Genomic DNA, 13,609 nt, shown 5'->3' with positions numbered 1-13,609 from the left:
AATGAAGAAACTATTTAAAGGTTTTGCTGTTGCAGCAGTACTAACTGTTTCTGCAGGTACCGCGCTTAATGCACATGCAAATACTGGAGCTCTAGATAAAATTCTTGAGCAAGTAAAGCAAGAGCGTATCTCTGAAGGTAAAATCAATAAGCAACGTGAGCAAGAGTTCTTATCAGAACGTGCTGACAAGCAAGCATTACTTAACAAAGCTAAAAGCCAACTTGCTTCTGAGAAGTCTCGTGGTGAAAGCTTAGCTAAGCAATATGCACAAAACGAAAATACGCTAGCTGAAAAAGAAGCAGCTCTTCAAAGTGCCCAAGGTACTTTAGGTGAGATGTTTGGTGTTGTACGTCGTGCAGCTCAAGATGCTATCGGTTCTATCGAAGCGTCACTAGTTAGTGCTGAAAAACCAGGTCGTGCTGAAATCTTACGTTCGTTAGCAGCTGCTAAAGAACTTCCTACAGTTCGCGAACTTGAAGAACTTTGGATTTCACTTCAAACTGAAATGACAGAATCAGCTAAAGTTTCAACTTTTGAAACTGAAGTTGCTGGTCTTGACGGTAACCCGTCAATGAAAAAAGTAACGCGTATCGGTAACTTTAACTTAGTTACAGACGATGGTTACTTAATTTATTCACCAGAGACTAAGTCTATCCAGCCTCTAGGTAAGCAACCAGACGGTTATATCTTAGACGGTATCACGGCTCTAGAAAATACATCACCAGATAACTACGCTGGTGTTTACATAGATCCGACTCGTGGCGCTATCTTACGTATCAACACTCAAAAAGCGACCCTTATGGAATACTTCCATCAAGGTGGCGTAGTTGGTTATATCATCACGGCTTTACTTGGCCTAGGTATGCTAATTACTCTAATCCGTTTTGTTGACCTTACACTTACTACTAGTAAGATTAAGAGCCAGCTTAAAAATGTTGCTACACCGAATACAAATAACCCACTGGGTCGTATTCTTAAAGTGTACCATGACAACAAGAACCAAGATGTTGAAAACCTTGAGCTTAAACTTGATGAAGCGATTCTACGTGAAACGCCACGCATTGAAGCTGGTATCAATATAATTAAGATTCTTGCTGCAATTGCACCGTTACTAGGTCTACTAGGTACAGTAATCGGTATGATCTTAACGTTCCAAACAATCACATTGTTCGGTACGGGTGATCCGAAGATCATGGCAGGTAACATCTCTCTAGCACTTGTAACTACAGCGCTAGGTCTAATTGCTGCATTACCACTAATTCTACTTCATGCTCTTGTAGCTGGTCGTAGTAAGTCGGTATTACACATCCTTGATGAGCAAAGCGCGGGTATCGTTGCTACTCACGCGGAGAAGGAGAAAGCCTAATGCTAGTCCTGATGGAGATATGGGAATCTATCAGGGATTTTGTTGGCACAGGCGGCCAGGTTTTATACGTGGTCGCGATAGCACTCTTTCTTATGTGGGTTTTAATGATTGAGCGCTATTGGTTCCTACTTGCAGAATTTCCTCGCACAGCGAAAGAAATTGTAGCAAAGTGGGATGCCCGCCAAGACACTACGTCTTGGTACGCACACAGAATCCGTGAAGCATGGATTTCTGAAGCGTCTGAAAAATTAGATCAGCGTATGTTGTTGATTAAGACATTAGTAGCTGTTTGTCCTTTAATAGGCTTACTTGGTACTGTTACTGGTATGATCTCGGTTTTTGAAACCATGGCCAACCAGGGTACGGGTAACGCACGTTTAATGGCATCAGGTATTTCAATGGCAACAATCCCAACAATGGCTGGAATGGTTGCGGCATTATCTGGAGTATTTTTTAGCTCACGTCTTGAGACAAAAGCTAAAATGGTGAAAGCCAAACTTATTGATAGTATGCCTCATCACTAGAGAGAGAATTAAATATGGCACGTAAACAACGTTTTCGTGAAGAAGAAGAAGCAGCGGTTGATATGACGCCAATGCTTGACATCGTATTTATCATGCTTATTTTCTTTATCGTAACTACATCGTTCGTTAAAGAGGCTGGTATCGAGGTCAATAAACCTAAAGCGGCTCAAGCTACTAAGCAAAAAAATGCTAACATTTTTATTGCTATTCGTAGTAACGGCGAAATCTGGATTGATAAACAGCAGGTTGATGTTGAACGTATTTCAGCAAAAATCGAAAGTTTATTAGCAGAACAACCTACTGAAGTTGTAATTTTGCAAGCTGATAAAGAAGCAAAACACGGCGTAGTGGTTAAAGTTATGGACCAGATTAAAGCGACGGGTGATAACCTGAGAATTTCAATAGCTGGAGATCAGTAATGATTCGTTTTCTGTTTTCACTGATTGCAGGTGGGGCAGTTACTTTCGGCTTGTTCTACTTCATGGCATTCCTCATCTCTGGTGGGGCTGACCGTAATACGGAACAAAAAGAGCAGATCATAGTCGAAATAATGACGAATCCGCCTGAATCTAAGGTGCAGGAGAGGAAGCGTGTACCGCCTCCTCCTCCGCCACCGCCAAAGCAGCCGCCTAAACCGCAGCCGCCACAGCCGGAAAATAATAATCCAAATCCTGGTGCTATGTCATTTAATATGGGAAGCATTGATGTTGGTAGTTCGGCAGGTGGACTAAGTGGTCCTGGTGCATTTGGACGAGATGGTGATGCGACACCTATCGTTCGTATAGAACCAAAATATCCAACGCAAGCAGCACGTGATGGTAAAGAAGGTTGGGTTCAACTTTCATTCACAATTGATGAGCTAGGTGGAGTAACTGACGTTGAAGTAATTGACGCAGATCCGAAACGTATCTTTGACCGTGAAGCTAAACGTGCACTGCGTAAGTGGAAGTACCGTCCTAAGATCATTGACGGAAAACCACAGAAACAACCAGGTTTACAAGTTCAATTAGACTTTAAACTTAACCAAGGCAACTAAGGAGGCGAGTAATGAGAAATTTTTCTAAAGTAACTGCTCTTGCAATTCTTATGTCTGTGTCGGGTGCTACTTTAAGTGCATCTGTTTTAGCAGCGCCGGATTACGCAAAGATTGAAGAGCGTAAAAAAGCAAAAACTAAAATCATGGGCGAGCGTACTGGTAAAAAAGTAATTAAAGCATTTGATTTGTACAACGAAGAAAAAGTTGATGAAGCTATTGTTTTGCTTAGAGAAATCGAGCCTTCGAATGACTTTGATAAAGCGACCGTAAATCGTTACTTAGGTAGCATGTACGCTCAAAAAGAAAAGTATGACGAAGCGATCAAGTACTCTAAGCAAGCCGTTGCACCTGATGTTTTAAACTTTGCTGATCAAGAACAGACTCTTAAGTTGTTAGGTGACTTATACGCTGGTACAGAAAAGTTCCAAGAAGCTAAAAAAGCATATGTAGCTTGGATGGACTTTACCGGTGAAGAGGACCCTACGGTTTATACACGTATTGCTCAAGCTAACTATCAGTTAGAGCAATACCGTGATGTTTTTGAACCAGCAGATAAGGCAATAAAACTTCAAAAAGAGCCTAACAAAGGCCCTTACCAATTAAAACTTGGCGCATACTTTGAGCTTAAAGATTATGCAAACATGGTTAAAATTGGCGAAGAAATTGTTCGTGTATGGCCTGATGATAAAAAAGCTTGGGTTAGCTTAGGTAAGTATTACCTACAAACTGAAGATTATTCTAAAGGTTTAGCAACTATGGAAGTTGCATACAAGAATGGTTACTTTGAAAATGAAGTTGAATATAAAGTCTTATCTAACTTTTACTCTCTAAATGAGATCCCTTATAAAGCAGCTGTAACGCTAGAAAAGGCCATTAAGAGTGAAAAAGTAGAACGTACAAAGCAGAATGTTAGCGCGATTGCGAGTAATTACCATCGCTCTAAAGATTTAGAAAAAGCTGCTAAGTACTACGAAGATGCTGCTAAATTTGATGACGACGCTGAGCTTTACCGCAAAGCAGGTTCATTACTTTTACAATCTGAAAAATTCAGTGCTGCTATTGTTCGCTTGAACAAAGCATTAGAGCTTGGCTCTGACAAAAAAGGCACAATTTATTCAGATTTAGCTGAAGCGTATTACTACCAAGGTAAGTATAAGCAAGCATATGCTGCAATTACTAAAGCTATGGATGACCCTCGCACACGTAAGTTTGCAAAAGGTTGGTCTACATATATTAAAGATAAAGCCGCTCGCAACGGTGTTAAAATTTAATTTTAATTAGCTTAAGCAACTTATAAAAAGCCCCTCTGGGGCTTTTTTTATTGGAACTACTATGTATAAAAAGCTCTTTTTATCATCACTACTGTGCCTATTTTTAGCTGCATGTTCAAAGCAGCCTCAACCTTATGAGTCTTTTGAGGACGCACAAGTCGCTTTAAAAGCTTTAAACATGGCGCTTGTACAAACAGGTGCTACTAAAGGCAATAACATTGAAAAAGATCAATTGGTTTTCTCTGATGCTTACTTAACAAAACGCCATACTATTTATCAGAGCCTAATGGGTATGGAGCTTAATCTAAATCAAATTGCGCAAGTAAACTATTTGGTAATTGCAGAGCGTTTCCCTGAACGCTACTTTAATTGGCCAGCCCAAGTAAATGTTTTAGAAAACATGCTCGCTTTTGAAGGCTCAAAAAACACACCGGATAATGTTATTACTTGGCTCAAGTTAACCCAAGATACCCTAGACAGTGCTCAACAAAGCAATTTAAAGCTGAACAAGGTTGAACTTACATTGTTACAAAGCTATGTATTAAGTGCGATAGCAAGTAACGATGTTCAACCAGCGCTTAAAAGCCATATAAGAGCTTTTAGCGATTATTTAGCTAGTTATAAGCCAAGAGGAAGTGTGGGTTTAAGAGGTCTGCCAAATGGCACTCAGTGGTATCAGAGCAAACTTAATTACTTTAGTGGCGAAGTACATTCACCGTTAGAATGGGTTACTCTTTTAAACGAAAAAATAAAAGTATTAGATCGTGTTGCATTCGACAGTAAGCTGCCAACTTCTCACCAAAAATCGTTTTTAGTTCAGTATTTATCTGATGAAAAATTAATAGAAGGCTTAGATTGGCAGGCAAACTATCAAGACTTACCTGCAATGGCGAGCGCTATAGATATGTCTGAGAAAGATAAAACATTGATGCTTGCGATGATGGAATCAGATATAGGTATTCACTACCATGCGTGGACTTTGCCTCAAGCAAAGGTGAACCTTATAAAGCGCCTACAAATGAGTCCAGAAGAGGCCCAGTACTTGGTTGAAGATATAATTCTCTACCCAGGGCAATCATTTAGCTTTATACAACACATTATATAATGATTTGAAAGTGCGCTTATTGTGCGCACTTTGTACACCGTTGAGTTGCGGGGTCTAGTTCAAGTGACTCAGCTGATATTTTTTCTTCACAATCACAGCAGTAGCCATATTGGCCAATTTCTATTTGACTTAGTGCGGCTTCTAGTTTGGTCATGCGACTGATTAAAAGTGCATACTCAGGGCCTAACTTCTCTGCTGCGCAGTCTAACCATTCATTATTTGCTGTATCAGCTAAAATTTGTATTAAATGGTGATGTGCAGGGTAAGCTGATTTAGAAAGCATGGTTAATATATTTAATTTAACTTGTGCTATTTCATCGTTAAGTCTTTTTTGATGATGCATTATCAGTACAACCTTATTAAATGGGCTTTACGTTATACTGATATTATCTAGAGTCTTTAAGTTAGTCGTTATGATTTGAATCAAGTTGCGGTGCTTTGGCATATTTATTTAATACGCTCGCCACATCTTCTTTACTTTTTAAACGTCTGATTTCGTCAAACAAATCGATAGCTTGCGGGTACTGGCGTTTTAGATAACCAAGCCATTGTTTAGTACGTGAAGCAAAGTATTTTTCATCCTTCGCGGGGTCTTGATGAATAGCTGAGTGAATTAAGTGATAAATAATATGCTCCCACTCAAGGCCATCATATTGCTCATTATTTACATGAGCTTTAATTTTTTTTGCTAAATCAGGGTGCGAAAGGGCGCCACGACCAAGCATTAAATCAGTGCACCCACTTCGTTTTTGACAAAGCATTGCGTCCTCTACTTGCCAAATTTCACCATTGGCAACAACGGAAATATTTTTACCTTTTATTATTGGTGGAATCTTTTCCCAATAAGCTGGCGGGTTATAACCATCACGTTTGGTTCTGGCGTGAATAGCTACACTATTTGCACCTGCGCTTACCACAGCATCAACAATTTCTTGGCTGTTACTGTCATCATCAAAGCCTAAGCGAATTTTTGCACTTACTTCATGTTCATCATCTACAGCATCTCGGACAGCTTTAATAATCGTATACATATGGTCAGGGTCTTTAAGCAGTACAGCCCCCCCTCGGCTACGATTAACAGTTTTTGCTGGGCAACCAAAATTTAGGTCGACCCCATGGGACCCTAAAGCGATTGCTCTTATTGCATTTTCGGCTAACGGATTTGCTTCTTGACCGAGTAATTGAACACGCACAGGAGTACCTGCTCGTGTAAATCCATTATTATGTAGTTCAGGGCAAAATCGATGAAAAACTTTGTCAGGTAAGCATGTTTCAACCACTCTTACAAACTCTGTAACGCACAAATCGAACCCACCAATGTCTGTGAGTAATTGGCGCATTTTAAAATCAACGACACCTTCCATAGGTGCTAAAACAAGTTTCATAAGGAGATTAATTTTGATAAAAAACTGGAGGCATAGTTTACCTGTAAATCACACATTGATAAATCTGTAATTACCGACCATATTTAATGTAGAAATTGCAAAAGTAAATATTATGAAAATAAATGAAAGTTTTTATTTTTGTACGGGTCTACTTAAGCATACAAGCAATTTAAAAATACATTTTTATTGCTGAGATTTACAATCCTTGATTAAAGAGAGTCATAAAATGAATACAGTTAAAAAAAATACAATCGCGTTAACTTTAGGTGCAGTAGTAGTTGGCTCTGCAAGTTTTGTATCTGCAGATGTACAAGCTAACCCATTTGAGTTTCAACAACTAGTAACAGGTTACCAATTAGATGCTGCAGAAGGTAAGTGCGGTGAAGGCAAATGTGGCGGTGACGCAAAAGATAAAAAAGAAGGTAAATGCGGCGAAGGCAAATGTGGTGGCGACGCAAAAGATAAAAAAGAAGGCAAATGCGGCGAAGGCAAATGTGGCGGTGACGCAAAAGGTAAAAAAGAAGGTAAATGCGGCGAAGGCAAATGTGGTGGCGACGCAAAAGATAAAAAAGAAGGTAAATGCGGCGAAGGTAAGTGTGGCGGCGATGCAAAAGACGCAAAAGCTAAAACAGAAGGCAAATGTGGTGAAGGTAAATGTGGCGGCGACGCTAAAAAAACTAAAAAAGAAGGTAAGTGCGGCGAAGGTAAATGTGGTGGCCGTTAATATCTTATTCTAAATAAGTTATGCTAAAAGGGCCCTAAGGCCCTTTTTTGTTAAGTTAGAGGTAGTTATGATACAAACTCAAAGTAAAGATTTTGGGATGGTGGGCCTTGGCCTACGACGAGAAATGCTTGATGAGCTGCTTGAGCATGTACCTAATCAAGTAGACTTTTTAGAAGTTGCGCCAGAGAACTGGTTAAAACTAGGTGGACGCTTTAAAAAACAATTTAAAACATTAACCGATGCTAATAATTTTGTGTGTCATGGATTATCACTGTCTATCGGTTCTCCAGAACCTCTTGATGTTGAATTTGTTAAGTCTTTAAAAGTGTTTTTTGAAGAGCACAATATAAAAATTTTTAGTGAGCACTTAAGTTACTGCTCGGGTACAGGGCATATGTATGACTTAATGCCCATTCCGTTTACACAAGATGCCATAGCACATGTTGTACCTCGTATTAAACAAGTTCAAGACATACTAGAGCAGCAAATTGCGATAGAAAATGTTTCCTATTATGGCGCTCCTGGACAGCAATTATCAGAACTTGAATTTACGAATATTATTTTAGAGCAAGCTGACTGCAAACTTTTACTTGATGTAAATAATATTTATGTTAATTCGATAAATCATGGCTACAACGCGCAAGCATTTTTAACTGGGTTACCCTCTAATCGTATAGCCTATGGGCATGTTGCTGGCCATTATAATGAGGCTGATGACTTAATTGTTGATACACATGGCGCTGATGTGATTGATCCTGTCTGGGAGCTACTCGATAAAGCATACGAAGTGCATGGCGTATTTCCAACCTTGCTTGAGCGTGATTTTAATATTCCTACCATGAATGTTTTAACCAAAGAGTTAGATATAATTCATGGGTTGCAAGCTAAACACTTTGATTCAACTGTTTCAAAACAACGAGCTTAATATAAGCCTTTATAAATATTAAAAGAGTGCCTGGTTATGAGCTTTATTGAAATACAAAACGAATTTATGGCGCATATTCGCGAGCCTAAAAAAAATAAAAAGCCCAGCGGTATCGAAGACAGGCGTATGGCCATTTATCGCGACCTATTTTTTAATAACATTGAAGGTTTTATATCATCAGGCTTTCCGGTATTAAAAACCTTATATACAGACAAGCAATGGCTGGTTCTTGTACGCCAGTTTTTTAGCGAATATGATTGTCATTCGCCGTACTTTTTAGATATAGCAGGGGAGTTTATTAATTACTTATCAAGTGATTACAAAATGAAAAAATACGATCCCGTGTTTATGTTAGAGCTTGCCCATTATGAATGGGTAGAGCTAGATGTATCAATTGCACACGAAGATGAGCAAGAGCAAAAATTACAAACAACAGCGCTTACTAGTTCTGCTTTGTATTTATCGAAAACGGCAAGAAATTTAAGTTATCAATTTCCGGTTCAAAATATTAGCAATCGCTTTAAACCAAAAGAGCCATCACCTCAGCCTAACTATTTTGTTGTATATAGAGATAAAGATGATGACGTTCAATTTCTGGCTACGAATGCGATGACTGCTTTGTTACTATCAATTATTGAGGCAAGTGATGGAGCGACATTTGACGACGTTTGCCAACAGGTATTTGCTCATGCACCACAATTTAATGCAGAGCAAATTGCTCAAGGCGCATTGGTTACCCTCAATGCAATGGTAGAACGCGGTGTAATTGTGACAAAAAATCAAGATTAAGGTCTTTATTGATGATTTTACATCGTCTATTATGGCAGCCTTATTTGCCGTGCTTAATAAAAGGTTGTACCAATGTCAGATGATAAAGACTTTAAAGATCCGTTCAACGCTACTTACTTTCTTGCTTTTTTAGCTGTATTTGCAGGGATTGGTTGTTTAAATGCAATATTAGGCTGGATCACTAGCTTAACGTAAAATGCATAGCGTTTATTAAGGCTGTTGCTTACTTCAGCCTTGAACCACTTTATTTTAATTACCCCGTCCATATTTAATACTTCTTTTATAATAACGCCAAACTCGCAATTAAAGGTTAGTTAAGGTTATAATCACCTGCTTTGTAATATAAACAATTGAGCAGTTAAAATTATGACTCAAGTAACACCAGCAATTATCAAAAACAGCATAACTACAATTGCTGATTATCCAAAAGCGGGCATTATGTTTCGCGATGTAACCACTTTAATGGCAAATCCAGAAGCCTTTAAAGCAACTATTGACGCGTTTATCGCAGAATATAAAGATCAGGGCTTTACTAAAATCATAGGCACAGAATCACGTGGTTTTATTTTTGGTGCGCCATTGTCTTACGCGTTAGGCATTCCGTTTATTCCAGTACGTAAACCAGGTAAGTTACCACGCGAAGTTATTCGCCAAGATTACTTACTTGAGTACGGTGAAGACACGCTAGAACTGCATGTAGATGCAATTGTACCTGGCGACAAAGTATTACTAGTTGATGACCTATTAGCAACTGGTGGCACAATTGAAGCCACTGCTAAGTTAGTTAATAAACTAGGTGGCGAAGCCACAGATGCAGCATTTGTTGTATCACTACCAGAACTTGGTGGCGAGCAGCGCATCAAAAAAATGGGTATTAAAATCCTAAAATTGGTTGAATTCGAAGGCGAGTAATCGATGAGTTATCAGGTTCTAGCGAGAAAATGGCGTCCTCAAACCTTTCATGAATTGGTTGGGCAGTCTCATGTTAAGCAAGCGCTTGTAAATGCGCTTACGCAAAATAGACTGCATCACGCTTATTTATTCACTGGAACCCGCGGTGTAGGTAAAACCACCATTGCACGTATTTTTGCTAAAAGCTTAAATTGCGATGAAGGTATATCTGCAAATCCGTGTGGACAATGTAGCAGCTGTTTGGATATAGAAGCAGGGCGCTACATTGACCTACTCGAAATAGATGCGGCTTCTCGTACAAAAGTAGAAGACACTCGCGAAATACTTGATAACGTTCAATATGCACCAACGCGTGGACGTTATAAAGTATACCTAATCGATGAAGTTCACATGCTTTCTAAGCACAGCTTTAATGCGCTTTTAAAAACGCTTGAAGAGCCACCAGAGCATGTGAAATTTTTATTGGCGACCACCGATCCTCAAAAATTACCAGTTACTATATTATCTCGCTGTCTACAATTTAACTTAAATGCCTTGTCGCAAAGTGAAATTAAAACACAGCTTGAACACGTACTTACTCAAGAGCAGCTTAGCTTTGATACCGATGCACTTAGCATTATTTCAAAAGCCGCTGATGGCAGTATGCGTGATGCACTTAGCTTAACCGACCAAGCTATTGCGCAAACAAATGGTGATATTAATAATCAAGCAGTACAAACAATGCTTGGTTTAATGGATACTCATTATAGCCAAAGCTTGCTTGCAGCATTACTTGCACAAGATGGCGCTGCGCTAATGGATGAGATTGCGCAGGTGGCAAGTCGTAATCCTAATTATGTGGCATTGCTTGATGATTTAATTGCACTTACACATTTAACACAACTAACCCAGTTAGTGCCTGAAGCGGCAGGGCTAGATGAAAAAAATGTAGATTATATTGCTCATGTTGCACAACATACGAGCCCACAACAAATTCAAATTTATTATCAGTTACTGTTAAATGGTAAAAAAGATTTACAATGGGCACCAGAGCCTCGCTTAGGTTTTGAAATGATAATGCTAAGATTATTAGCATTTAAGCCTTCAGATGTGCAACAAACTGTACACACAGCAAACGAAGAGCCGGCCCCAAATAAACAAGGCCGTGCAAATGCACTGCGAGATATATTAAATAAAAATAAAACATCGCAAAACACCGTAGCTGGCCAAAGTAGTGTCCCTGTAAATAATACTAAGCCAGTTAGCAATGCAGGGCAGCCTAAAACCGTTGAGATAGAGCCTTCAGCTAACGCTGCCGCTCAGTCATCAAATAATGAAGTCGTGCAAAGTAATAATGAGCCTGCCCAAGTTGCAGTAGAGCAACCGGTTCAACAAAGTGAAAACGCTTCAAAGCAACAGGCTTTAGCTAAAGAGCAACCACAAACCAATGTTGTTTCAGATGCTCAAGCCCAGCGACAAAGTGAAGATGAAGCTTATATGCTCCATAGTGATGCTGAACAAACGCTGGCCTCGCAATTTGACGATATAATGAGTAGCGCTGTAGATCAGGGTTTTAAACCTGCACCTACTGCAAACTCAGAACCTCAATCAGAGCCCTTAACAAATCACAATGCAAGTACGCCAATAGCTGAACAAGAAGCGCAGGCGCAATCTGCCATTGCTCGTATTTTACGTGACAGAAACATATCCGGTGCGGGTAGGTTATCAAGCAAGAGTACAAGCACCTCTGCAGATAATGTAGCAGCGCAGCCAAACCAAGCGCCCGCTAAAAAGCCTGAACATCAGCCAAGAATGCCTAAAGCTCAAAGTGTTCACCAAGATAGTACCGCTGAAAATACAAACGAGCTCAACAGCGTTTCAAGCATTGCACCTAGCGATCCCCCACCTTGGGTGAATGATAGTGCAGGTGCAAGTGAAAAAAAGCATGAGCTCCCACTAACAGGGAGCGAAAGCCAGGCACATGGTCACGCTAATACAAAACCAGCACGAAAAGTTGATTTTAAAGAAAAGCATCAAACAATTACCGAAAATTTAGCGCCAGAGCTACTTGAGCAAATAAATCCTCAAAAAGTACCTGAAGCAGCGCCCGAGGAAATTAGTATTCCCGTGCCTGATGATTTTCAAAGTCCAATTAGTGAAATTAGATTTGCACATCAACAAGATGAATGGGCTTATTTAATTAAACGTATGGGACTGGGTGGTCGTATGCGCCAATTTGCGTTGCATTCAATATTTACCAAGCAAGGCAACAGTTTACATATAGACGTTGATGAATCACAAAAGCATCTAGATACACCGATGCTTCGCCAAAGATTAGATGCCGCATTGTCGAGTATTTATGAGCATAACGTGTCGTTAAGTATTAATTTTGCTAAGGGAGTTATTGACTCTCCTTATCTTATTCAGCAAAAAATTGATGCAGGACGTCATCAACAAGCAATCGATGTGATCACATCGGATGAAAACATAGTACAATTTCAGCAAGTATTTAGCGCCGAAATTGACGAAAACAGTATTCAGGCATTGTAATTACTTACAATCGCCCTTATGTTCATGTTAATTAATGTATTAAAAGAAAGAGAGAAAGTTATGTTTAAAGGTGGAATGGGCAACATGATGAAGCAAGCGCAGCAAATGCAAGATCGCATGCAAAAAGCCCAAGACGAAATCGCAACTCTTGAAGTTGTTGGTGAAGCCGGTGCAGGTTTAGTTAAAGTAACTATGCTTGGTAACCACAATGTACGTCGTGTTCAGCTTGATGAGAGCTTGATGGAAGACGACAAAGACATGATTGAAGACTTACTTGCAGCAGCATGTAACGATGCTGTTCGCCGTGTTGCAGAAGAAACACAAGAGCGTATGGGTAAAGTAACTGGCGGTATGCAATTACCACCAGGTATGAAAATGCCGTTTTAAGTAAATAATGCAACTTTCAGATAGTTTAAATCAGCTTATAGAAGCACTGCGCTGTCAACCGGGCATTGGTCCAAAGTCAGCGCAACGTATTGCTTTTCACCTGCTTGAGCGCGACCGAAAGGGAGGCACTCAGCTGGGCAATGCACTCACTAAAGCAATGACCGCCATAGGGCACTGTCAGTCTTGTCGTACTTTTTGCGAACAAGCTCAGTGCGATATTTGTTTAAGTACAAAACGCCAAGACAGCGGTATATTATGTGTTGTTGAATCGCCTACTGACGTACTTGCCATCGAGCAAACAGGTCAGTATTTAGGCCTATACTTTGTATTAATGGGTCACTTATCGCCAATAGACGGTATTGGTCCTAAAGAGATTGGCTTAGATGTTTTAGAGCAAAAGCTTGCTCAAGGCGATATTAATGAGGTTATTTTAGCGACTAACCCTACCGTTGAAGGCGATACTACCGCACATTATATTGCTCAGCTTTGTCATAAATACAAAGTAGGCGCTTCACGTATTGCCCATGGTATTCCTGTGGGAGGTGAGCTTGATTTAGTCGATGGTAGAACACTTATGCATGCCTTTAGCGGCAGGCGCCTAGTTACTCAAGACTAGCTCTAAGTCACTATTTGAAAACAAATTACCAAAGCCTACA

16 protein-coding genes are annotated in these 13,609 nt (G+C 39.8%); 14 read left to right on the top strand and 2 right to left on the bottom strand.

Translation table 11 applies throughout. The annotated features are described in order from the left end of the window. Position 1: 1 nt before the first annotated feature. The 6 genes from H5120_RS02850 (at position 2) to H5120_RS02825 (ending at position 5,302) form a co-directional block, all read left to right on the top strand. On the top strand, positions 2–1,366 hold the full coding sequence (locus H5120_RS02850) for a MotA/TolQ/ExbB proton channel family protein (RefSeq protein WP_002961707.1): 1,365 nt from the start codon (positions 2–4) through the stop codon (positions 1,364–1,366). After that, positions 1,366–1,890 (top strand): MotA/TolQ/ExbB proton channel family protein, encoded by a 525-nt coding sequence (locus H5120_RS02845; protein ID WP_002961709.1) that lies wholly within the window; start codon positions 1,366–1,368, stop codon positions 1,888–1,890. The genes H5120_RS02850 and H5120_RS02845 overlap by 1 nt, the downstream gene beginning before the upstream one ends. A gap of 14 nt (positions 1,891–1,904) precedes the next feature. Next, on the top strand, positions 1,905–2,309 hold the full coding sequence (locus H5120_RS02840; protein ID WP_002961710.1) for a biopolymer transporter ExbD: 405 nt from the start codon (positions 1,905–1,907) through the stop codon (positions 2,307–2,309). Continuing rightward, on the top strand, positions 2,309–2,926 hold the full coding sequence (locus H5120_RS02835) for an energy transducer TonB (RefSeq protein ID WP_007583869.1): 618 nt from the start codon (positions 2,309–2,311) through the stop codon (positions 2,924–2,926). The genes H5120_RS02840 and H5120_RS02835 overlap by 1 nt, the downstream gene beginning before the upstream one ends. An 11-nt stretch (positions 2,927–2,937) precedes the next feature. Then, the gene (locus tag H5120_RS02830; RefSeq protein WP_002961712.1) at positions 2,938–4,197 is read left to right on the top strand and encodes a lipopolysaccharide assembly protein LapB; all 1,260 of its coding nucleotides are present in this window, start codon (positions 2,938–2,940) and stop codon (positions 4,195–4,197) included. Between the two features lie 61 nt (positions 4,198–4,258). Then, positions 4,259–5,302, top strand: coding sequence for a hypothetical protein (locus H5120_RS02825; protein WP_182673529.1), 1,044 nt, complete (start codon positions 4,259–4,261; stop codon positions 5,300–5,302). A gap of 16 nt (positions 5,303–5,318) precedes the next feature. On the opposite strand, the gene H5120_RS02820 is transcribed toward H5120_RS02825, so the two are convergent. Then, on the bottom strand, positions 5,319–5,645 hold the full coding sequence (locus H5120_RS02820; protein ID WP_002961716.1) for an RNA polymerase-binding protein DksA: 327 nt from the start codon (positions 5,643–5,645) through the stop codon (positions 5,319–5,321). A 61-nt stretch (positions 5,646–5,706) separates the two neighbouring features. Next, complete coding sequence (locus tag H5120_RS02815; protein ID WP_182673528.1) at positions 5,707–6,687, bottom strand: tRNA-dihydrouridine synthase; 981 nt, start codon at positions 6,685–6,687, stop codon at positions 5,707–5,709. Positions 6,688–6,913: 226 nt separating this feature from the next. On the opposite strand from H5120_RS02815, the gene H5120_RS02810 reads away from it, so the two are divergent. The 8 genes from H5120_RS02810 (at position 6,914) to recR (ending at position 13,569) form a co-directional block, all read left to right on the top strand. After that, a complete protein-coding gene (locus H5120_RS02810) occupies positions 6,914–7,411 on the top strand; it encodes a hypothetical protein (protein ID WP_024596351.1) in 498 nt (165 codons plus the stop codon). 67 nt (positions 7,412–7,478) lie between these two features. Next, positions 7,479–8,336, top strand: coding sequence for a DUF692 domain-containing protein (locus H5120_RS02805; RefSeq protein WP_138489324.1), 858 nt, complete (start codon positions 7,479–7,481; stop codon positions 8,334–8,336). A 36-nt stretch (positions 8,337–8,372) separates the two neighbouring features. Then, the gene (locus H5120_RS02800) at positions 8,373–9,125 is read left to right on the top strand and encodes a DUF2063 domain-containing protein (protein WP_182673527.1); all 753 of its coding nucleotides are present in this window, start codon (positions 8,373–8,375) and stop codon (positions 9,123–9,125) included. Positions 9,126–9,197: 72 nt separating this feature from the next. Next, the gene (locus tag H5120_RS20185; RefSeq protein ID WP_002962301.1) at positions 9,198–9,320 is read left to right on the top strand and encodes a hypothetical protein; all 123 of its coding nucleotides are present in this window, start codon (positions 9,198–9,200) and stop codon (positions 9,318–9,320) included. Positions 9,321–9,491: 171 nt separating this feature from the next. Further along, positions 9,492–10,037 carry an adenine phosphoribosyltransferase gene (gene apt / locus H5120_RS02795; RefSeq protein ID WP_002962303.1) on the top strand — a complete coding sequence of 182 codons (546 nt, stop codon included), beginning with the start codon at positions 9,492–9,494 and terminating at the stop codon, positions 10,035–10,037. 3 nt (positions 10,038–10,040) lie between these two features. After that, positions 10,041–12,566: a DNA polymerase III subunit gamma/tau gene (dnaX, locus tag H5120_RS02790; RefSeq protein WP_182673526.1), complete on the top strand. Its 2,526-nt coding sequence runs from the start codon at positions 10,041–10,043 to the stop codon at positions 12,564–12,566. Positions 12,567–12,626: 60 nt separating this feature from the next. After that, positions 12,627–12,953 carry a YbaB/EbfC family nucleoid-associated protein gene (locus tag H5120_RS02785; RefSeq protein ID WP_002962306.1) on the top strand — a complete coding sequence of 109 codons (327 nt, stop codon included), beginning with the start codon at positions 12,627–12,629 and terminating at the stop codon, positions 12,951–12,953. A 7-nt stretch (positions 12,954–12,960) separates the two neighbouring features. After that, a complete protein-coding gene (gene recR / locus H5120_RS02780; RefSeq protein WP_002962308.1) occupies positions 12,961–13,569 on the top strand; it encodes a recombination mediator RecR in 609 nt (202 codons plus the stop codon). Positions 13,570–13,609: the final 40 nt, after the last annotated feature.

Origin of the sequence: Pseudoalteromonas sp. SR43-2 (assembly GCF_014163885.1) — a bacterium.
Taxonomy (GTDB): domain Bacteria; phylum Pseudomonadota; class Gammaproteobacteria; order Enterobacterales; family Alteromonadaceae; genus Pseudoalteromonas; species Pseudoalteromonas distincta.
Note: the sequence above shows the minus strand (reverse complement) of the source record. Positions and strands in the feature narration are given on the sequence as shown.